15 protein-coding genes and 2 pseudogenes are annotated in these 21,931 nt (G+C 56.9%); 3 read left to right on the forward strand and 14 right to left on the reverse strand.

What is annotated here, in order from left to right; all coding sequences use genetic code 11:
- Window positions 1-68: 68 nt before the first annotated feature.
- Window positions 69-1,559, forward strand: coding sequence for an IS66 family transposase (gene tnpC / locus RAE21_RS12030; RefSeq protein WP_313881567.1), 1,491 nt, complete (start codon window positions 69-71; stop codon window positions 1,557-1,559).
- Window positions 1,560-1,695: 136 nt separating this feature from the next.
- Here tnpC and RAE21_RS12035 read toward each other — a convergent pair whose 3' ends face one another.
- Window positions 1,696-7,386 (reverse strand): Ig-like domain-containing protein, encoded by a 5,691-nt coding sequence (locus RAE21_RS12035; protein WP_313881568.1) that lies wholly within the window; start codon window positions 7,384-7,386, stop codon window positions 1,696-1,698.
- Window positions 7,387-8,395: 1,009 nt separating this feature from the next.
- Between RAE21_RS12035 and RAE21_RS12040 the strand changes: the two genes are divergently transcribed.
- Window positions 8,396-8,632 (forward strand): hypothetical protein, encoded by a 237-nt coding sequence (locus RAE21_RS12040; protein WP_313881569.1) that lies wholly within the window; start codon window positions 8,396-8,398, stop codon window positions 8,630-8,632.
- Window positions 8,595-9,005 (forward strand): hypothetical protein, encoded by a 411-nt coding sequence (locus RAE21_RS12045; protein WP_313881570.1) that lies wholly within the window; start codon window positions 8,595-8,597, stop codon window positions 9,003-9,005. Before RAE21_RS12040 ends, RAE21_RS12045 begins: the two co-directional genes overlap by 38 nt.
- Window positions 9,006-9,078: 73 nt before the next feature.
- Here the strand turns inward: RAE21_RS12045 and RAE21_RS12050 are convergent.
- From RAE21_RS12050 to RAE21_RS12110, 13 genes and pseudogenes are all read right to left on the reverse strand, one after another.
- A pseudogene (locus tag RAE21_RS12050) lies at window positions 9,079-10,166 on the reverse strand (IS3 family transposase).
- A 178-nt stretch (window positions 10,167-10,344) separates the two neighbouring features.
- Window positions 10,345-11,268: a hypothetical protein gene (locus RAE21_RS12055; protein WP_313881571.1), complete on the reverse strand. Its 924-nt coding sequence runs from the start codon at window positions 11,266-11,268 to the stop codon at window positions 10,345-10,347.
- 80 nt (window positions 11,269-11,348) lie between these two features.
- Window positions 11,349-13,904 (reverse strand): hypothetical protein, encoded by a 2,556-nt coding sequence (locus RAE21_RS12060; protein ID WP_313881572.1) that lies wholly within the window; start codon window positions 13,902-13,904, stop codon window positions 11,349-11,351.
- 244 nt (window positions 13,905-14,148) lie between these two features.
- Window positions 14,149-14,493: pseudogene (locus RAE21_RS12065) on the reverse strand (hypothetical protein); the annotation flags it as partial.
- Complete coding sequence (gene sctU / locus RAE21_RS12070; protein WP_313881573.1) at window positions 14,490-15,539, reverse strand: type III secretion system export apparatus subunit SctU; 1,050 nt, start codon at window positions 15,537-15,539, stop codon at window positions 14,490-14,492. The gene sctU and the pseudogene RAE21_RS12065, both read right to left, overlap by 4 nt.
- Window positions 15,536-16,321 carry a type III secretion system export apparatus subunit SctT gene (gene sctT / locus RAE21_RS12075; RefSeq protein WP_313881574.1) on the reverse strand — a complete coding sequence of 262 codons (786 nt, stop codon included), beginning with the start codon at window positions 16,319-16,321 and terminating at the stop codon, window positions 15,536-15,538. The genes sctU and sctT overlap by 4 nt, the downstream gene beginning before the upstream one ends.
- Before the next feature lie 6 nt (window positions 16,322-16,327).
- Window positions 16,328-16,600: a type III secretion system export apparatus subunit SctS gene (gene sctS / locus RAE21_RS12080; RefSeq protein ID WP_313876406.1), complete on the reverse strand. Its 273-nt coding sequence runs from the start codon at window positions 16,598-16,600 to the stop codon at window positions 16,328-16,330.
- 36 nt (window positions 16,601-16,636) lie between these two features.
- A complete protein-coding gene (sctR, locus tag RAE21_RS12085; protein ID WP_313881575.1) occupies window positions 16,637-17,284 on the reverse strand; it encodes a type III secretion system export apparatus subunit SctR in 648 nt (215 codons plus the stop codon).
- Window positions 17,281-18,396, reverse strand: coding sequence for a type III secretion system cytoplasmic ring protein SctQ (sctQ, locus tag RAE21_RS12090; protein ID WP_313881576.1), 1,116 nt, complete (start codon window positions 18,394-18,396; stop codon window positions 17,281-17,283). The genes sctR and sctQ overlap by 4 nt, the downstream gene beginning before the upstream one ends.
- A gap of 80 nt (window positions 18,397-18,476) precedes the next feature.
- Window positions 18,477-19,085 carry a hypothetical protein gene (locus RAE21_RS12095; protein WP_313881577.1) on the reverse strand — a complete coding sequence of 203 codons (609 nt, stop codon included), beginning with the start codon at window positions 19,083-19,085 and terminating at the stop codon, window positions 18,477-18,479.
- A complete protein-coding gene (locus tag RAE21_RS12100; RefSeq protein ID WP_313881578.1) occupies window positions 19,082-19,546 on the reverse strand; it encodes a hypothetical protein in 465 nt (154 codons plus the stop codon). The genes RAE21_RS12095 and RAE21_RS12100 overlap by 4 nt, the downstream gene beginning before the upstream one ends.
- Complete coding sequence (gene sctN / locus RAE21_RS12105) at window positions 19,543-20,907, reverse strand: type III secretion system ATPase SctN (RefSeq protein ID WP_313881579.1); 1,365 nt, start codon at window positions 20,905-20,907, stop codon at window positions 19,543-19,545. Before sctN ends, RAE21_RS12100 begins: the two co-directional genes overlap by 4 nt.
- Window positions 20,901-21,920, reverse strand: coding sequence for an FHA domain-containing protein (locus RAE21_RS12110; RefSeq protein ID WP_313881580.1), 1,020 nt, complete (start codon window positions 21,918-21,920; stop codon window positions 20,901-20,903). Before RAE21_RS12110 ends, sctN begins: the two co-directional genes overlap by 7 nt.
- Between the last annotated feature and the right edge of the window lie 11 nt (window positions 21,921-21,931).

Here is a 21,931-nt window from a genome sequence, read left to right on the forward strand (position 1 = left end):
GGCACGTTAGTCGAGGTGTATCAATTCCTCACCGCGTTTGCGTGTCATTTTCATACTGCGCGTGACAGATGGAAAAGGTCAGCACGCAGAGCAAAGAGCTGCTGTACCGTCAGAGCAAGATCGACCAGCTCACGCACGAGATGGCGACCTTGAAGCGACTGCAGTTTGGTCGTAGCCGCGAACAACTCGATGCCACGCAGACCAGTCTGCTCGATGAAGCCTGCGATGAAGACCTGGCGGCAATTGAGCAAGAACTCAAAAACCTCACGCCGGCGCCCAAGCCCGATAAAGACCACCGTAGCAAGCCCAAACGTGCAGCGCTGCCGGATCACCTGCCCCGTGTAGAAATCCACCACGAACCAGACTCCACCACCTGCACTTGTGGCTGCCAGCTCAAGCGCATTGGCCAGGACGTCGCGCAAAAGCTGGACTACACGCCCGGCGTATTCACTGTTGAGCTGCATGTTCGCGGCAAATGGGCGTGTGGCCAGTGTGAAACACTGATTCAGGCGCCGGTACCGGCCCAAGTCATTGACAAAGGCATTCCAACCGCTGGCCTGTTGGCACAGGTGCTGGTGGCCAAATATGCGGATCACTTGCCGCTGTACCGGCAAGAGAAAAGCTTTGGCCGCGCCGGCTTGGAGATTGCATGTTCCACGCTGGGAGCCTGGGTGGGCATGTGCGGCGTGCAATTGCAGCCGCTGGTGGATGCGTTGAAAGAGACGGTACTGAGTCACGCTGTGGTGCATGCCGATGAGACTCCGATCCCGATGCTCAAGCCCGGCAATAAGAAGACCCACAAGGCCTACTTGTGGGCATACGCTCCTGGTGCCTTTGAGCAGATACACGCCGTCGTCTACGACTTCTGCGAGACCCGCGCCGGCCAGAATGCCAGAACGTTTCTGGGGAAGTCTGATGACGATGACCGTGGCTGGCGTGGCTCTCTGGTTTGCGACGATTACGGGGGTTATAAATCGCTGTTCACCAAAGGCGTCAAAGAAGCCGGATGCATGGCGCATGCACGCCGAAAGCTGTTTGAACTGCACGCCAATCACAGCAGTCTGATTGCCGCAGAGGGACTGAAATTCTTCGACCTACTGTATGACGTCGAACGTGACATCAAGTCATTACCAGCGGCCATTCGTCTGCAAATCCGGCAGGAAAAATCCAGGCCCATTGCCGACCTACTGCACCAGTGGCTACTGTTGCAGGCCAGCAAGGTGCCCAGTGGATCGGCCACCGCAAAAGCGATTAACTACAGCATCAAACGTTGGGAGGCGTTGACGCTGTATCTGGACGATGGGCAAGTACCCATAGATAACAATTGGTGCGAAAACCAAATTCGCCCGGCAGCTGTCGGCAGGGGCAACTGGTTATTCGCGGGTTCCCTGCGTGCTGGTCAACGTGCGGCGGCGGTGATGAGTTTGATTCAGAGTGCCAAGCTCAATGGGCACGATCCGTACGCCTATCTGAAAGACGTACTCACACGCTTGCCCACGCAGCGGGCCAGTCAGATCGGGGAATTGCTGCCTCACAACTGGGCACCGCAGACCACGTAAACATTGCGCCGTCAATGTGTGTTGACCGGTTGCTTACCAAGGCTCTCCCGCCGTGCGCTCTAAAAAACGGCCCGAAGGCCGTACCCAAAGTCAAATATCAAAGTTCAAATCCCAAACAGGCTCCGCGAAAACCGCCTCACAACACCTGAAAGGCAACGTAAGCGATGGTGTTGTCATAGGTGCCGTAGACGTAGCCATAGCCCAGGTTGACATAGGCGTGGCCAGAGGCCGAGGGCGTCGCAGACCAGTAGTTGCTGATGCCCCAACTAGCCGGCACGCCGTACTGATCGATTCCGGTTCCACTGCCGTTAACACCATCCCAAATCGCCAGATAGTCGTTGTAGGTAGCGTTGCCGTTGGGCGTAGGGTCATTAAGGTTATCCCCGCTAACTAGCGGATTTGCGCTGTAACTGGTGCCGTTTTTAGAACCAAAACTCGTTGGCTTACCGTCGACCCCCACCGGGCCGCCATAAGTAGGCAATTTCACCGTAACGCCGTTAATCGTGAACGTCCGGTTGCTCTCGGTGATCGCGCTGGCAATAGTTCCTAAATTGATGGCTAATTGTTCTAATGAAATCCAATCCGCGGAATCCGCAACGCCATTGCCACTTTTGTCATAGAAGTAATACCAATTACCTTCCACTTGAATTGGAGCAATAAGCTTACCCATTGAACCCAGGCTAATTGAGGCGTCGCCGGGTTGCGAGTTGGATGTCGTAAAGTTCAGCGTATTCAGGTCGCTGATGCCTGCATAGGTATTGCCTGCGGTATCTGTAATGGCTGTGTTGCCTATTTGTACGGCGTATTGCTTGCCTCTCGCCAAATCGCTGCTCGGGTTGATGGTGAGCGTATTGCCGCTGATGCTGAGCTGGTTGCTGTGGCTGGCAACATCAATGACTACATCAGCAGCGCCATCGATCGCCTTGAGCGTGATGTTGCCGCTGCCCAGCGCAATGTTTTCACTGAAGCTCAGCGTCAGATTGGCGCTTATGCCCACATCTGTAGCGTCGTCCACAGGCGTGTTGCTGCTCAATCTGGGGCTTTCTTTATCTATCGTCACGTTGAGACTTGAGGCCGCAGACTCGTTGCCCGCCGCATCGGTGGCTTTGACCGTGAGGGTGTGCGTGCCATTGACCAGGGCACTGCCCGGCGTGATGCTCCACTTGCCGTCGCCACCGGTCGTGGCGCTGCCCACTTGCGTGCTGCCGTCATACAGCTTGACGCTGCTGCCGGATTCAGCCGTGCCGCTGATGGTGGGTGTGTTGTTGTTGGTTACGCGGTCGCTGTTGCTGATGCCCGTGTCCGAGGCTGCATCCAGCACCAGGGTGGGTGCCGCAGGTGCGGTGTTGTCCAGGGTGTAGGTCTGCGCGCTGCTGAGGTATTGACTACCATCTTGCTTGGTCAGCCTGAATACTATGTTGTTGACACCGGAATTCAGAGTCACGCCCGTCCAAGTGATGGCGCGATCAGTGACCATGCTGTTTATTTTTTCCCAGGTAGCGCCGCTATTCACAGATCCTTCCAATGTGTCACCAGCAGAGATAACGGTGCTGAGTTTTGCACTGATGGTCTGGTTATTGACCGTTGTTACAAAATCTGTGGAGAAACTGCCGGTGTCGTTTGACAATTGGACATCGCTTGGAGAAAAAGCTGCGCCAGATACCAAGGTTTGAAGTTTGCTCAGACTGTTGATGGCGCTGCCATCATCGGCGCTGTTAGCTATTGCTTGACGCACTACTGCCAGGTTGTCCGCCGTAACGCCCTTGATCCCCAGCTGCTCGAGCTGGGCCATGCTCAGCGAGGCTCCATTGGCCGACGCTGCCGCCTCCAATACGGCATTGGATGCAAGCGCTAACGCCTTGATCTCTGACACCGTATCCGCGTCAATCTTGTTCTTGCCGTCGATCACGCTGCCCAGCAGCGCTGCCTGAGTGATAGTAGTGACTTCGCTCACGCCTATCTTGCCGTACTCAGCCAGACTGGGCAGATTGGCAGCGTCTGTGTTGCCTGCCACCGCGTCGGCCGCGGCCAGCACTTTTCGGTAGGCGTCGACAATGCCCTGTACTTCAGCGGCCGTGTCCTTGTTCGCACCGGGCAGTCCCTTGAGGGCATCGTTGATCGATGCAATGTTGCCCGCATCCACCCCCGTGACTCCGATGTCCTTGTATGTCTGAGTCGTAGGTGCGCTCTGTCCGTTAGCGCCGTTGTAGCTTTGCAAACCAGTCAGCACGCTTGCGACTTGCGTTGTCGTTGCACTCACCACGCTTTGCAGCTTGGTCAGGCTGTCGATGGCGCTGCCATCATCGGCGCTGTTAGCTATTGCTTGACGCACTACTGCCAGGTTGTCCGCCGTAACGCCCTTGATCCCCAGCTGCTCGAGCTGGGCCATGCTCAGCGAGGCTCCATTGGCCGACGCTGCCGCCTCCAATACGGCATTGGATGCAAGCGCTAACGCCTTGATCTCTGACACCGTATCCGCGTCAATCTTGTTCTTGCCGTCGATCACGCTGCCCAGCAGCGCTGCCTGAGTGATAGTAGTGACTTCGCTCACGCCTATCTTGCCGTACTCAGCCAGACTGGGCAGATTGGCAGCGTCTGTGTTGCCTGCCACCGCGTCGGCCGCGGCCAGCACTTTTCGGTAGGCGTCGACAATGCCCTGTACTTCAGCGGCCGTGTCCTTGTTCGCACCGGGCAGTCCCTTGAGGGCATCGTTGATCGATGCAATGTTGCCCGCATCCACCCCCGTGACTCCGATGTCCTTGTATGTCTGAGTCGTAGGTGCGCTCTGTCCGTTAGCGCCGTTGTAGCTTTGCAAACCAGTCAGCACGCTTGCGACTTGCGTTGTCGTTGCACTCACCACGCTTTGCAGCTTGGTCAGGCTGTCGATGGCGCTGCCATCATCGGCGCTGTTAGCTATTGCTTGACGCACTACTGCCAGGTTGTCCGCCGTAACGCCCTTGATCCCCAGCTGCTCGAGCTGGGCCATGCTCAGCGAGGCTCCATTGGCCGACGCTGCCGCCTCCAATACGGCATTGGATGCAAGCGCTAACGCCTTGATCTCTGACACCGTATCCGCGTCAATCTTGTTCTTGCCGTCGATCACGCTGCCCAGCAGCGCTGCCTGAGTGATAGTAGTGACTTCGCTCACGCCTATCTTGCCGTACTCAGCCAGACTGGGCAGATTGGCAGCGTCTGTGTTGCCTGCCACCGCGTCGGCCGCGGCCAGCACTTTTCGGTAGGCGTCGACAATGCCCTGTACTTCAGCGGCCGTGTCCTTGTTCGCACCGGGCAGTCCCTTGAGGGCATCGTTGATCGATGCAATGTTGCCCGCATCCACCCCCGTGACTCCGATGTCCTTGTATGTCTGAGTCGTAGGTGCGCTCTGTCCGTTAGCGCCGTTGTAGCTTTGCAAACCAGTCAGCACGCTTGCGACTTGCGTTGTCGTTGCACTCACCACGCTTTGCAGCTTGGTCAGGCTGTCGATGGCGCTGCCATCATCGGCGCTGTTAGCTATTGCTTGACGCACTGCTGCCAGGTTGTCCGCCGTAACGCCCTTGATCCCCAGCTGCTCGAGCTGGGCCATGCTCAGCGAGGCTCCATTGGCCGACGCTGCCGCCTCCAATACGGCATTGGATGCAAGCGCTAACGCCTTGATCTCTGACACCGTATCCGCGTCAATCTTGTTCTTGCCGTCGATCACGCTGCCCAGCAGCGCTGCCTGAGTGATAGTAGTGACTTCGCTCACGCCTATCTTGCCGTACTCAGCCAGACTGGGCAGATTGGCAGCGTCTGTGTTGCCTGCCACCGCGTCGGCCGCGGCCAGCACTTTTCGGTAGGCGTCGACAATGCCCTGTACTTCAGCGGCCGTGTCCTTGTTCGCACCGGGCAGTCCCTTGAGGGCATCGTTGATCGATGCAATGTTGCCCGCATCCACCCCCGTGACTCCGATGTCCTTGTATGTCTGAGTCGTAGGTGCGCTCTGTCCGTTAGCGCCGTTGTAGCTTTGCAAACCAGTCAGCACGCTTGCGACTTGCGTTGTCGTTGCACTCACCACGCTTTGCAGCTTGGTCAGGCTGTCGATGGCGCTGCCATCATCGGCGCTGTTAGCTATTGCTTGACGCACTGCTGCCAGGTTGTCCGCCGTAACGCCCTTGATCCCCAGCTGCTCGAGCTGGGCCATGCTCAGCGAGGCTCCATTGGCCGACGCTGCCGCCTCCAATACGGCATTGGATGCAAGCGCTAACGCCTTGATCTCTGACACCGTATCCGCGTCAATCTTGTTCTTGCCGTCGATCACGCTGCCCAGCAGCGCTGCCTGAGTGATAGTAGTGACTTCGCTCACGCCTATCTTGCCGTACTCAGCCAGACTGGGCAGATTGGCAGCGTCTGTGTTGCCTGCCACCGCGTCGGCCGCGGCCAGCACTTTTCGGTAGGCGTCGACAATGCCCTGTACTTCAGCGGCCGTGTCCTTGTTCGCACCGGGCAGTCCCTTGAGGGCATCGTTGATCGATGCAATGTTGCCCGCATCCACCCCCGTGACTCCGATGTCCTTGTATGTCTGAGTCGTAGGTGCGCTCTGTCCGTTAGCGCCGTTGTAGCTTTGCAAACCAGTCAGCACGCTTGCGACTTGCGTTGTCGTTGCACTCACCACGCTTTGCAGCTTGGTCAGGCTGTCGATGGCGCTGCCATCATCGGCGCTGTTAGCTATTGCTTGACGCACTGCTGCCAGGTTGTCCGCCGTAACGCCCTTGATCCCCAGCTGCTCGAGCTGGGCCATGCTCAGCGAGGCTCCATTGGCCGACGCTGCCGCCTCCAATACGGCATTGGATGCAAGCGCTAACGCCTTGATCTCTGACACCGTATCCGCGTCAATCTTGTTCTTGCCGTCGATCACGCTGCCCAGCAGCGCTGCCTGAGTGATAGTAGTGACTTCGCTCACGCCTATCTTGCCGTACTCAGCCAGACTGGGCAGATTGGCAGCGTCTGTGTTGCCTGCCACCGCGTCGGCCGCGGCCAGCACTTTTCGGTAGGCGTCGACAATGCCCTGTACTTCAGCGGCCGTGTCCTTGTTCGCACCGGGCAGTCCCTTGAGGGCATCGTTGATCGATGCAATGTTGCCCGCATCCACCCCCGTGACTCCGATGTCCTTGTATGTCTGAGTCGTAGGTGCGCTCTGTCCGTTAGCGCCGTTGTAGCTTTGCAAACCAGTCAGCACGCTTGCGACTTGCGTTGTCGTTGCACTCACCACGCTTTGCAGCTTGGTCAGGCTGTCGATGGCGCTGCCATCATCGGCGCTGTTAGCTATTGCTTGACGCACTACTGCCAGGTTGTCCGCCGTAACGCCCTTGATCCCCAGCTGCTCGAGCTGGGCCATGCTCAGCGAGGCTCCATTGGCCGACGCTGCCGCCTCCAATACGGCATTGGATGCAAGCGCTAACGCCTTGATCTCTGACACCGTATCCGCGTCAATCTTGTTCTTGCCGTCGATCACGCTGCCCAGCAGCGCTGCCTGAGTGATAGTAGTGACTTCGCTCACGCCTATCTTGCCGTACTCAGCCAGACTGGGCAGATTGGCAGCGTCTGTGTTGCCTGCCACCGCGTCGGCCGCGGCCAGCACTTTTCGGTAGGCGTCGACAATGCCCTGTACTTCAGCGGCCGTGTCCTTGTTCGCACCGGGCAGTCCCTTGAGGGCATCGTTGATCGATGCAATGTTGCCCGCATCCACCCCCGTGACTCCGATGTCCTTGTATGTCTGAGTCGTAGGTGCGGTGCCGCCATTACCCGCTCCCCCTACTATCAACTTAAAGCCATCTTGTGCATTTGGCAAGGAAGCGAGCGCTTCAGAAGACAGCTTACGAATCAGACCAGACCCAACAAGTGCATCAATTTGAACAGCTGAAAGAGATGCAGCTTGAGTTCCAGTCATGCCCGATATGCCCGCTCCGATAAATGAAATTTTCGTACCGGACAAGCTACTGATTGCAACCGGAGGGATCCAACCAATTTGTTGCGCGGTCATCAATGAAAGCTGAGTTGACGTGAGGCCAGCAATATCCTTCGGCAAAGCTGAGACCAAATCTTGTTGCCCAAGAGCTTTAACGTCACTAGCCCAGCCGGGGGCAGAATTGCGAGAAGCTTCACTGAAATTAAACTGATAACAAACTACGTTGTAAATATCAACCCCTAACTTCGTCCCGACTGTATCTGCTCCTTGAAACAAGATCCGCTGCACATTGTTGCTAACCGTCGGAACGACACTAGAGGAAATACCATTTGCAACTGCCGCTAATGTAGCCTCCATGCCGACCAAGTTTTGATCTGCTCCCGAAAGAGCGGCAAGTGCATATCCGTATTTTTTTGACTCAGCCTCTGCTGAGGAAAAATTAATATCATTAACAGCTACCGGCTTTACCCTAGTGATATCAGTAAGACCAAAAACTGTTGAGACCCTTGAGTTTATAGAGTTGACTGAAGTTATATCCAACCCCGAGCCCCCTGCCACTTTACCTTCAATATCCAACTGGCGGACGGCGATTTCTGTAATCGGGGAAATAACCAACGTGTACTGCCCAGCTCCATTGATAACCGCTGCTGCACGCAAATTCACCGGCAAATCAATTTGCAATCGACTTGCTTCATCCAAATAATCCGCTCCGGCATCATCGCCGTCAACAACCCGAGCAATGACCACACCTGTATATTTAGCATCAAAGCTAACAGAATAAGTGCCATCATCATTCACTTTAACTCGACCCAATTCGCCATTATTATCGGCTCTCGACACCACAACTGTGAGTTGATTTCCAGCTACGACAGGTCCAGCAACGATAGAACCATTGAGAGTCACCACTCCTGATGCCGACTCAGCTGTGGATGGCGTATTCTTTGTGGCATTCACCACAACAGCGGTCGCTGAAAGAATACCTAAGCCACCGGATAAAATACCTAGGCCTGAGGAGGCATTAGAAACAACAGAGCTAGCAATTTCTAGAGAATCTATTTCTGAAGCAATATTTGGAATAGCAGCAATTGAAGATGAGCCAGCGCTTGATGGAGATGTCTCCATCATTTGACCAAAGCTTTCTGTATTACCTCGATCATCAATTGATAAGATGGGATCCGATTTTGCTGGAGTACCCAAGCGGCTATATGACTCAAGACTGTTGGAAGTTACAGCTTCAGCCTCTAGGTTTGCGCTACCATCCAAAACGGCTCGCTGGTCTGCGGCAGAATATTCTGGGGGGTCGAGTTCAGCGTTTCTACCAAACTCCAAAGGCTCAAGATTTTCTCGATGAGCATCTTCATTCTGTAAGTTGCGTTCACTCTTTTTATTTCGTATCCGCCGATTTCCAAGTTGGACCAAGTCTGGAGCATTTTTATCAATCGCTGCATCAATATGATTTGTTGAAGGTTTTGCCTTTGCCGAATTCAATTTTTTCATATTAGCGCTCTTAGATATTTACGTTTTAATAGTAGCCGGCAATCCCCCCAATTTCCACCGGACCTAAAAGTAGAACGGTTATGCAGCCATGGCCAAGTGCTGCATTGGGGTGAAACCGCCCAGGGCCATATTCGGGCGGTCGTGATTGTAGGACCACATCCATTGCGTGGCGAAGTCCTGAATTTCTTCAATACTGGACCAGTAATACTGGGATAGCCATTCGTATCGAACAGTCCTGTTAAACCGTTCGACATAGGCATTCTGCTGTGGCTTGCCCGGCTGGATATATTCAAACCGGATGCCCCATTCCTCGGCCCAGTTCTGGATGGTGCCACTGATGTTCTCGGGCCCGTTGTCACATCGAATCACTTGCGGCTTGCCACGCCAGGAAATGATCTGCTTCAATGCTCGGATCACCCGCTCCGACGGCAGCGAGAAGTCCACCTCAATGCCCAGCGCCTCACGGTTGAAGTCGTCGATGACATTGAACAAGCGCAGGTTACGGCCGTCCTCCAGCTTGTCGTGCATGAAGTCCATCGACCAGACCTGATTGATGGCCTCTGGCACAGCCAAAGGCTCGGGTTTCTCACGCACCAAGCGCTTCCTAGGCTTGATACGTAGGTTCAACTCCAGCTCACGATAGATGCGGTACACGCGTTTATGGTTCCACCCGAAACTCTTCACGTTGCGCAGGTACAGGTAACACAGTCCAAATCCCCAGTTGCGGTGGTTGTCCGTCAGGCGAATCAGCCAGTCCGCTATGAGGGCGTTCTCGGCGTCTTGCTTGGGCTCATAGCGGTAGCAGGACTCGCTCAACATAAACGCTGCACAGGCCAGCCGTATGGGGATGCTGTGTGTCTGAACTGCGCGTTGGGCCATCTCGCGCCGGCGAGACGGCCTCACCACTTTTTTGCGAGGGCCTCGGCAACAATCTCCGACTTGAGCTTCTCTTCGAGGTACATCTTCCTGAGGCGGCGGTTCTCGTCTTCGAGCCCCTTCATACGGGTCATCATGGAGGTGTCCATGCCGCCAAATTAGGCGCGCTACTTATAAAAGGTGGCGGTGCTGATGCCTAGCTCACGACATATCTCCGGGACTGGCAGGCCCGCTTCAACACGCTTCAAGGCAGCCATGATCTGGCTGTCGGTAAATCTCGACTTCTTCACGTAGAACTTCCTTCTTAGAAAATTCTACTTCTGGGGCCTTTGGTTTATCGGGGGGATTACCCGGGCGCTGGCCGACAACCTGGCGGCGCTGCTCAATCAAGCGGTGCCCAGGGTCTCGGCCGGTATCGTTCAGCGCATTCATGACTCGATGGACGATTGCCGTTCTGCAACCGTGAATCTAGCCAGTTATTGGCGATAACTCTTTCGCCCGACTCGTCATGAACTCTTTCTTCACCTTATCCTCCAAGGCTTTCTGCCGCATTTCCACAAGGGCTTTCAGAAGAGCGAATTTTCCTCTCTTCGCTGCCGTTTTCAGCTCCGTCACCTCAGGCTTTGCCAGGCCGTAGAGCGCAAACTGGTTGTTAATCCAATTACTCCCAGCCGAATCACCCTTCTTGACGGCACGGTGCAGGCTTGATAGACGCATAGAATCCAGCGCATTGACCTTCTTCACTAAACTCTTGTAAGGATCTCCTAACTTCAACCAGTCATAACGCGTCCTCATTCTGCCAGACTCATTCTCCACCCAGGTCGGGTTAGAGTTCAGAAACTTTGCTGACCAGAAGGGGTTGGCGGCCAATCCACCCGTCTTCAGGTTATCGAGCTCCCGTTTAATGGCCGTGATGTTTTTGGCGCGTGCCGTTTCGTTAGGCCATTCAAGTGCAGCGCGATAAAAGTCAAGCCGATCCGTGATTTCAAGCGGCAAGACCAGCTTTTGATAAGTTAATTCGTGCTCTGCCGCGAGTTTTTCCAGCGAGAAAAATTCCGTTAACTGCGTGACGAAGCTTGCAGAGTCGAACCCCATCCTTGTTATGGGGTTTTCCCAAACAGCGGCGGTTTTTTTCAATTGTTCGCTTGCGATGGTCAGCCTATTTTGAAGACATGTTATCGCTGGGTCGCGCACGTCACTGTCACTGCTTTCGAGTGCCTCTTCCAGTTTCCCCGGCGTTCGATACAAGTCAAGCGTATCCGCAAGTTTCGACAAATCGGTCTCATCTACCTTGACTACTTCGCCAATCAACTTTTTCGTCCAATGGGTGAGTGCTTTAACATACTTGTCGCTAAAGTTCTGTTTCGCTGTCGCGCGCAATTGCTCGGCCATGTCGGCGGAAAACGAGTTGATGGGTTAGCCTTGGCCCAGACACCGCTCCACCAACTCTCGGACGATCTTGCCTTTCTCGTTCAGGCGGTAGCCACCAAAGCCAAGCACGCCCCCCCTTCGCCGGCTCCAAAAGTGCGTTCGTGCAGTTGCCCGCTCGAGAGCTCCTTGGCCAGCGCCAGGGTATGCCCAACATCGGTCTGATCGGCAGTGCTGCATCTGGCTCGAAGTTCGCGGATCGCCGCGATCCGGGCAATGTCTTTTGGGATGCTGCCATCGGTCGGGTACTCATGCAGCGAAGCAATCACTTTTGTCAGTGTCTGGCCCTGAAGCTTCTCGGAGACGAGCAGAAACTTATGAATCTTTCCCAGCATCGCATCCATTTGTTCGGCTTCTGACGGACCGGAAACACCGTCATTGACGCCGAGCATCTGCATGAATTCTTTTTGCTCGTCTTTATGCATATTATCGACGGTCGTCAACCAGAAATCTTTCATCTTCCTGCGAAGCGGTACTTTGTCGTTCTCCGAAGTTTCCTTGTAAACCGCCATGAAATTCCCGATCGTATTGACGTTTAAGTCAGTAGTGCTCACGTGGGCCCGTAAAGCTTTCTTGATGCCGTCGATGTCCTTGTAATCTGTACCAATGCCAAAGGACTCGAGTACCTTTTTGTACTCAAGCGTCAATGCATCCGTCTTGGGTGACTCCAGACAATTCAGGATGCTGTCGACCTTCATTCCATTGATCCAGGCGGCAACGGTCGCACTTGCCTTCTCCTGCGTCTTCGTTTCCTCGCGTTGTGATTGCAATAGTCTCCATGCATCGCCCGCATTAACTACTGATTCCGTATTTAATGACGCCTTCATGAACTTCCTGAACGTGTCATCACCCCAGTGCGCCTCTATGCGCTTCAGCGTCAGCCTGGATTTGCAAATATCTCCCATGTTTTCGCCCGGTGCTAGGTACTTGCTCCAGGCCAGCGTGTTCTCATTGGTTCTTTTGGCGATCTGTTCAAGATCAGTCTTTTGCAGAACCGGGTCGGCCAACCACTCCTGCACAGCGAGCAGCTTCCCCTGCGCGGTGCCGGGCCCTAAATAAACTTTGCGCAACGCATCCTCATTAGACATCGGGATGCCGCGGGGAGGTATCAGGTGATCGGCCAGTCGCTTGCCACCATCAGCGCCTGCCGTCTCGGCAATCAATCTAGGAATGCCCAGGGCCACCAACAGCTCAATAGTTTTTGACCTCGTTTCTTGGTCGGCGATTTTTTGAGCGAAGGCATTACTGATCTCCTGGATCGATTGACGGCTGCTATCCGTGGGAAGTTTGCTGATATTTTGCGGCCCCCCCTGGTTTTTGGCGTTGATGGATCTCCACACCTTGTCGTAACTCTTCTGTACATGCTGCGCGATGGTGGAACTAATATTGGCCCACAGCAGAAATAGCCCCCCAGCCACCCCTCCGACTATGGCTGAAATGCCCAAGGTTGCGGCGCTAAACACAGCCGCGCCACCTGCCGCGAAAAGGCCAATTGCTGTCGCACTTGCACCTATGCCGATGACCCCGTTCGTTGTCCTGAAGGTCCCATTGTATTTGAGCAGTTTGGCTTTCAAGAGCTCCAAGTCTCGCCTTTGCTGGCGATGCCAGATCAAATTCAATAACAACTTTTGAATATTGGCGTCCCCGTAATCGGAGGAGGCGAACACCTCTTGTTCTAAACGCTGGGCCTCCAACAAGGCTTCCTCTAAATCGGACGCACTATTTGCCTCCAAAATCCCTTGAATAGAGCTCGAAAAGCCAGAGAGGATGCCCAACGACGGCCCCAAAAATGGAACAACACCGAGGAATTCTTTGGCGGAGCCACTCAGCTGTGTTTGCGGAACGTCTTTCAGGAATGTAGCCGCGATTGTGTTGCCTACATGGAGCGTACTGATACCTGACATAATTACATCGCGCGAATACCCCAACTTGGCCGCAAGCTTGATTTCATCGGCAACATACTTTGCGAACGTTGAATACTTTTTGGACGCCAAATCCTGAACTTGCGTTTCAGCTTCAATGATCAACGGCTGGTCCTCTTCGCTAGAAGCTCGCTTGAGCTCCGCAAGCGTCTGGATTGCCCACATAGCATTCAAGTAATTGAGGCAGTCATGCAGTTCTCTTTGGTTTTCAAGCGAGGCATTCTCGTAGCCCTTGTGGCAAAGATAGCCATCGAGAATACGAAATTGCGAAGAGCCGAACGAAATCCATGGTGTTTGGACTGAAGTTGAAGCCCCTAACAACGTGGTCGCACTCCATCCCAGGTAAAATTTATCCTCGGGAATCCCACAGTTCGTTGGGTCTGCCACAGGCGCTCCGAAGCAGCGCATCAAGATCTGCGCCACTTTAGCCTTGATAACGGGATCTGGCTGGGAAGGTACTGTGGCTTTATTCTTGGGTATCAATTCCGAGCCGTTGCTCAGAGTGGTTCTTCTTTCGTCTAAACGGATTACAGAGGGCTCTTCTTTGTTTTCTCTCAACTGGCGAGAGAGCTTCGCATTGATACTCATGCTGTTCAGAAAAAACTGCTCCCGAAAGCCAGGATCGTTACTCAAGTCATTTTCAGGGACATCTGAAGGGACATCTTCGATTTCAACCATATCACCCTTCGGCGCAGGTAAATGGGGGTTCCCTGCCTGCAGCTTTAAATTTTCGTATGCACATCTAGTATTATTAGACGTATTGGCTATCGGCATGAATTGGCCTTTTTAACAAACTAGGAAATTTGAATCTCTCTAGTGAGTGGGATGGCTCGTCCACAAGTTCATTGGTAAACATGAGTGATTACCCGAACAGAGATACCCCGGTCGACCCACGAGACAACGAAGGCATTGCTGAATGAGCCTGGCCTGAAAGCTTGATGTTGGTTTCGTCCGTGGGCCAGCTTCCACCCACGGGGCGCTTACATCGGCGGAACACGGCGGCCAGTACCGGCAGCACCTTGATCGCCCAGCGGTGAATCGCGACGTGATCCATGAAAACACCGCGCTCCTGCGTCATCTCCTCGATATGGCGAAGGCTCAGCGGGTAGGCCGCATACCAGCGCACACAGGTCAGCATCACCCCAAAAGGGTCATGCAACCGCTTGAGCACCTTGCGCAAGGTGCTGCTGATCAGGCCTTGGCGAAACAAGCATGGGCAAGATTGTTGTTTACGCTTACTGCGACAGAACCGCACTTTACGCGTCATGGCTGAGGCCGTTCGGCTGGCGCAACGTCCTTCACAGCCTTCAGCACGTCGATCACCAATTCAAACAGGTGCGCTGGCACGAAGTCGTCCACATCCACCTGGGCCGTCAGCGCTCGGGCCAGCGGAATGTGCTGGATGATGGGCACGCCTTCGCGGCGGGCCTCGGCAACAATGGCCTGGGCATTCAGGTCCGCACCCTTGGCCAGCACCTGCGGCAGTGGGGTTTCGTCCTCCACGTACAACAGCGCCACGGCCAAGTGCGTGGGGTTGGTCACCACCACCGAAGGCTTGCGCTTTCCCCCGGGGCCGTTCACGATCTCCTGGTGAAACGAGCGCCGCTCGCTCTTTATCTCAGGCGCGCCTTCGGACTCCTTGTGCTCGCGCTTGACTTCGTCCTTGGTCATCATTTGCTGGCGGGTGAACAACATGCGCTGAATGATCATATCGAAACCCGCGATGACGGTAAAGACAATGGCCGTTGACATCAGCAGCGACTTCATCAGCAGGCCAAAACCCGCCATCACGGGGTGAATGCCGGCACCAGCCAGCAGCATAAGCGTGCCGAGGTTGTCATGCACCAGCTTCCATACAACCCCGGTAAGGAACAGCACCTTGACGATGGATTTCAACCCTTCGATGGCATTGCGCGCGGTGAAGATATTCTTTACGTTGGCGATCACATCCATCTTCTGGAAGCTGAACTTCATCTTCTCCGGCGCAAAGATGGGGCCCGCCGTCATGAACTCACCGAAGATGCCGACCACGATGACTACCAGCATCCATGGCAACAACACGGCGATGAGCTGGCTGGCAGCCAGCCGCAGGAAGGCGGGAAGCACTTCGCGAAACGGGCCATTCGCTTGCGCACCTGACCACTCGAGCATGAAGAGAATCGAATCGATCAGCTCTTTCGCGGAAAACAACAGGTAGCCTGCACAGGCCCAGATCATCAAGGCCTTGGCCGCATCTTTGGAATGGGCCACGTCGCCCTTCTCGCGCGCATCGGTCAGGCGCTTTTGGGTGGGCTGTTCGGTTTTTTCACTCACCGCGCCAGCCTGCCGAGATCGGGAAGAATCACCGCCATTGCGCGCGCATGGTCGCCGAGGTACCCCATGAGCGTGGCGAGGTACAGCGTCAGCACGAACAACGCAATACAGGCTTTCACGGGCATCGCAAGAAAGAACACCGGCAACTGCGGCGCAAACATGCTGACAATGGCCAGGCCAATTTCGGCCAGCAACATGGCGATCATCGCGGGCGCGGCCAGCGTCACTGACAGGCGCATCATTGCGTCGAACAGCTTCAGCCAGTGCTCCGGAAAGCCATCGCCCAGCGTGGGCCAAGTCGCCGAGAGCGGCCACACAGTGTAGCTCGCGTAATACGTCTCCAGCACCGCGTTGGCCCCGCCGTGCAACAGGAACAGCACCAGATACAGCTGCAGCAGGATAACGCCCAGTGGCGACGTCTCGTTGCCCGTGATCGCATCGGTCGAGTTGCCTACGGTGGCGCCGTATTGGTTCGAGATGATGAAGCCGATTGCCTCCGCCGCCCAGAACGGCAGTGCAATGGCCCAGCCTATGCAGAAGCCGATGAAGGCTTCCTTGAAGAACAGGCCGAGAAAGAGGGTGTCGACAGAAATGCTCTGGCTGTACTGCTCCATGAGCATGGGCAGCGCCGGAAAGGTGAACGCCATGGCAATTGCCACGCGCACCAGCGCGGAGCTGGCCTGTTTGGAGTAGTAGGGCAACAGGGACAGCAGCGCCACGAGGCGGGCCATGCCCAGCATCAGCCCGAGAACGGCCCCTTGTATCTCTTGCATGCCCGGCATACAGCCCTACCTTCCTATGACCGGGATAAGGTCGAACAACTGGCGCGTGTACTGCAGGAGTTCACTGCCGATCCAGTTCAGCGTGAGCGCCAGCGCCACGGCAGTGGCAATCAGCTTCACCGCATAGCCCAACGTCTGCTCCTGGATCTGTGTCAGGGCCTGAATCACTGCCATCAGGGTGCCGACGATGGCGGCGGCGGCCACCATCGGCATCGACAACACCAGACTCAAGTAGAGCCCCTTGACGGCGAGGGCAACCAAGTCAGCAGCCTGGATCATGTGGCCTCCGCGGCCATTGCGGCGATGAAGGCGAGCCTAGGCATACGACAGCACCAGCCCGTGCAGCAGACGCGTCCAGCCGTCCACCATGACAAACAGGAAGAGCTTGAGCGGCAGCGAGATTGTAGAAGGCGACACCATCATCATGCCCAGCGCCAACAGCACGTTGGAGACGATCAGGTCGATCACCACGAACGGCAGGTACAGCAGAAAGCCTATCTCGAACGCCGAAGTGAGCTCCCCCACGACGAAGGCTGGCAGCAGGATCAGGAAATCGGTATCGCGCGCGCGCTCGGCCTGCCCGGGCGGCCACATCCTCTGCGTGGCCTGCAGGAAGAAGGCCCGCTGGTCGGGCTTGCTGAATTTGACCAGAAACTGGCGCATCGGCTCCGAACCGACGTCTGCCGCCCTGATCATGGCCCCGATGTTGGCCAGCGGCGCTTTCTCGCTGCGCAGCCGTTCGACAGAGTCCTGCACGACAGGCGCCATTACGTAGAGGGTGAGAATCAGTGACAGCCCATACAGCGCCACGTTGGGTGGAACCTGCTGCACGCCCAGTGCATTGCGCACCAGCAGCATGACCGTGGAGATCTTCAGGAACGCTGTGCCTACCACCATCAGCAGCGGCACGACAGACAACATCGCCACTAGGACGACGAGCGATAGCGGATCAGATCCGTTCATACGCGGGGCGGAACAATTCGCGTCACGGCAACCCCGATGCGTCCGTCGATCTCGACGATTTCCCCTTCGCCCACCCGCAGCCCGTTCACCCGCAGGTTCACGCTGCCCCGTGGCGAAAGCCCCAGGTCGAACACATAGCCGGCGCCGATGGCGGTGAGTTCCTGCAGCGTGAGGCTGTGCTCGCCCAGATCGAAAGTGAGGCGCACCGGCAAGTCACCCAATGCACCTACATTCCACGACCCGGCACCGGGGGCGCCACCTGTTGGTGGATTGACGTCCAGATCATGGTCATCGTGGGGTCCGCCCACACTGAATGTCTCTTCCGGTAGATTCTGTTCCATTTTTTGCAGTCCTTTCACCGTAATGTGTTGGTTCTCTTCGTCGAGTACGCCTTCGTAGCCCAAGCGAGAGCCCCCATGTGACCCCACACGCAGACTGACGCGGCTTTTCCCCTTCTGCGCCCACCAGCAATCGGGTAGCAACACGTCCTCATTCCTGAGGTCCCGCAACTCATTGAGTGGAAGATTCACCCAACCGAGTTCAAATGCCACCGGCACTGGCAGGCCCCCCCACTTCGCCAGTTGGCTCCACGTCATCTCATTGCGCGCCGGTGCAACTCTCAGCGGAGAGAAGTTTCCAGGGTCGACTCCGTCGGCGTTCACCAGCCAATCGAGGCAGTTCACCTCGCCACCGTCTTCGGGCGTGACGCTCAACCTCACCGCGAACAGGGGCCCAGCGAGCGCCCGAGCGTCTTGCATCGCCTGAAACCGGACAGGGCCGAGGTGTGTATTCGCAGGCGCCTTGCTCAATCGGTCTGTAGCGTCCTGCAACAAGGCCAACGCCACCGCGGGCGGCAGGGCCTCCCATAGCACCACACCGTGGTGACCGCCCAGCGCGGCTTCTGCCCCCAGGTAGGTCAGACCGAGATAACCTGCCACCCCGCGCCAGTGCATGCTGGCAAGCAGGTCGTAATGGCATGACGCGGGTTTGTCGACCCATTGCACCCCGGCGACGCGCACCTGTGCGGACACGCCGAACCAGTCTAGCCCCCATGGGGGTTGCCGGCCAAGCGCATTGGCCAGGGCCACCGCGCGCGCGTTCAATCGGCGCACGTTCAACCGATGCTCAACAGACGCCCTTCCGCCTCGATCCTGCGGAGCAGGCACCAGGTCGTTCGGCGCATCCAGCGTCGTCAAACCAAAGGCTCCTGAATGTCCAGCTGCACGTCACGCCCGGTGAGTCCAGATATGCGTCCAACGAGCGCCTCGTGGTTACGGCCGAACCATTCACGCTCGGAAGCGCTGTCGCTCTCGCAACGTACCTCGAGCCGATGGTTGTCGCCCGTGCGCACCCGCAAGCGCGTGCGCACAAAAAATGTGGAACCCAGCTCCACCTGGTATTCGCTGCTGCCTTGGGTCATGCTGGCCTTCAGCCCAGCATCCACTGCTGCACGGGCCAGCGTGTCCAGACGCACGCTGTCCTGCATCCGTGCCTGAACGGCGTCCGCATCCACCACGGGCTCACTGGGCAGGGTGCGGGCCAAGGCGTCCGTGGGCAAAGCATTGTCCTGACAGATCATCGGGGCGGCCGCCTGCAGCGCAGGTTCCGGCTCCCTCTGGCGCAGCAGGTCCATCAACTCGAAGACCCCGCCGATTGCGGTCTGCGCCAGCATCTCTTCATCATGGCGGCGCTGCAGCTGCTTCTTGAAACTGCGGGACTTGTCATCGTCGGCGACGTCGCGCTGATGCAGTTCGCGCGCTCGCTGGGTGCGGGCCTCGGTGCGTTGCGCCTCAACTTTCATGTTCTTCTCCTTGGAATGTCTTCCAGCTCAAGCTCTTCGCGGTAGAGCAACTCAACGTTTCGCTCTTCGCGCTTGAGTTGCACGATGATGTCGAACTTCTCCACCTGGGCGGCTTGCATACGCCATGCCCGCACAGCCTCTTGCGTGCGCAGGGTAGCCGCAGCCACATCGATCTCGGCAGCAACCACAGCCTCCCTGGCCGCAACCACAGCTTCCTTGGCCGCAATCAGTTGGTGCTGTGCGCGCCCAATTTCGGGGCGTTTCACCGCACTCGCGAACAACACCGCATCGACGTCGCGTTTGACCTGCAACCCGTGCTCACGCGCTTGCACCTCCGCACGTTGTTGCTCCACCAGCACCGTTTCGCATTGCGTCTGCGCGGCGCGCGCGTCCTTCAACGCGGCCTCCCGTGTGCTCAGCCGACGCCGATGCAGTTTGTCGATTTCAAAGAGTTTCTTCATGCTGCGGCCGCTCCTAGCTGCCTGAGCATTTCGGCGGCGCTGGTGTACTCGGAAGGACGCTGGCACAGGAACGCCCGAATGTCGGCCATGCGATCAATGGCATGGTCGGCCAGCGCGTCGGAGCCCCGCTTGTACTCGCCCAGGCGCACCAGCAGTTCGACCTCGTCATGCTTGGCCATCAGTGCACGCACGGCCTCCGCCCCGCGGCGGTGGTGTGCGCTGATCACCGAATTCATCACACGGCTCACGCTGGCCAGTACATCCACCGCTGGATATTGCCCCGCAGCCGCCAGCTTGCGCGACAGCACGATGTGACCGTCCAGGATGGATCGGCTCTCATCCGCCACCGGCTCGTTCATGTCGTCGCCTTCCACCAGCACGGTATAGATGGCGGTGATGGAACCACGCTCGTTCATGCCTGTGCGCTCCAGCAGACGGGGCAACATCGCAAACACCGATGGGGGAAAGCCTCGGCGTGTGGGTGGCTCACCGGCCATCAGGCCGATCTCGCGCTGCGCCCTTGCAAGTCGTGTCAGCGAATCCATGAGCATCAGCACGCGCATGCCTCGGTCGCGGAAGTATTCGGCGATCGCGGTGGCCACGAAACCCGCTTTCAAGCGTTCCATCGGGGCTTTTTCGGAGGTGCTGCACACCACGACCGCGCGCTTCATCCCCTCAGCTCCGAGTTCGCGCTCAACAAACTCACGCACCTCACGCCCACGCTCACCGATCAAAGCAATCACGGTGACATCCACCTCAGCATTTTTCGCCAACATGCCCATCAGCGTGCTCTTGCCACAGCCTGCGGCCGCGAATATGCCAAGGCGCTGCCCCTCTCCACAAGCAAGCATGCCGTCCAGCACCCGCACACCCATGTGCATCGGGCGGTCAATCATGCGCCGCTGCAAGGGGTGTGGAGCATCAGCATAGACGGGGTAGAAGGCCTCTGCTTGTGGCAGGCTTCCCCCGTCTAGAGGGCGACCGAAGCCATCGACAACCCGGCCCAGCAAACCCATTCCCACGCTCACCTTATGGGCTTGACCAGCCGGTATGACAATTGTGCTGGACGACACGCCGCGCATGTCGCCCACAGGCGCAAGCAATGCATCACCATCACTGAAACCGATGACTTCCGCTTCCAGGCGAAAGACCTCGCCCGGCGTGTGCAGCACGCACATCTCACCGATGCGGGCGCTGGAGGCCGTCGCACGAATGACCGTACCCAGCACTTCCTTCACGCGGCCGCGCACAGTGACGATTGAGGCCGTCTCCAGTGCGTCATTCAGCGACGCAGCGAATGCCAGAGGCTTTCGCAAAAGCGAATTCGCATGGACCCGTTCGGCATCGGAGCCCCTCAGCATGGCAATTCGACGTCATGGCGCCCCCGCAGTCGCAACCGATCCGCAGAGACTCTTTCGAGTTTGTAGCCCATTTGACTCGCACCTTCGAAGAACTTGATGCCGTTTTCGGTGGTGATGCTGGACAGGTTTCCACACGCCACTTGCCGGACCACGAAGGGCAATCGGGTCAAACCTTCCGCCGATGTGGCGCTGCGGTCTGGCCGTTCTGGGACATCGGTCTCATGAGCCAAGGCGTGGTGGGTGTTTCTCAAGGGAAACCCCAGAGTCGGTCGATCGGGAACAGATTCAATCGACGCTGCAGCCGCAGGCGGCAGCAATAGTAGCTCCTGCGAGGGCGGCTTCGGCAGAGGTTCCACTGCAGCAACCGGCGGTGCGAAAGACGGACTCGCATCGAGGTTGACAGACTTCGAAGCGGGGTCGAGCTGAGGATGAAAGAAAGACCCCATAGACAGCGTTCGCATGTTGGAAAGGTATTCACGACCAAATTTGATCCAGACCAGCGACGCCAGCCCTGCGAGAACAAACAAGACGATGGACGTCCCCGTCCCGATCAGCCACAGCCTCCTTTTCGAGGGGGCGCTCACCTCTGAGGAAAGATTGGGCGCCAGCTCTCTCTGCCCCTCCTCCGTACCACCGGTCACAGAAACATCCGGAATCATGAAACCCTGTGACGGGACCAACCATGAGTGATTTTCCGGCCATGCACGGTTTTGATGGTCAACGACCAACCAGATATCGCCTACATGGAATGGAACGCCCGGTGCCAGCATGAAAGGCTCGCTCAAACTGTCACCGGGGGCGATGCCACAACCCGGCTGGCCGGGCTCCAGACGCAACTGCATCCCTTCCACCACGATCTCCATGGCCTGCGGATCGATACGCGGGCCGACCAGAACGATGTCGCACGCCTCGCTGCTGCCCAGCACATGCCGCCCCTCGGCAAGGGTCAGGCGTGCACCCGCCTGCAGGCCCGCCAGCACGCGAAGCTCGATCGATCCAGTCATTTCTTCCATGGGCCGGTGTT

It is taken from the genome of Rhodoferax potami (assembly GCF_032193765.1).
In the GTDB taxonomy this organism is placed as follows: domain Bacteria; phylum Pseudomonadota; class Gammaproteobacteria; order Burkholderiales; family Burkholderiaceae_C; genus Allorhodoferax; species Allorhodoferax potami.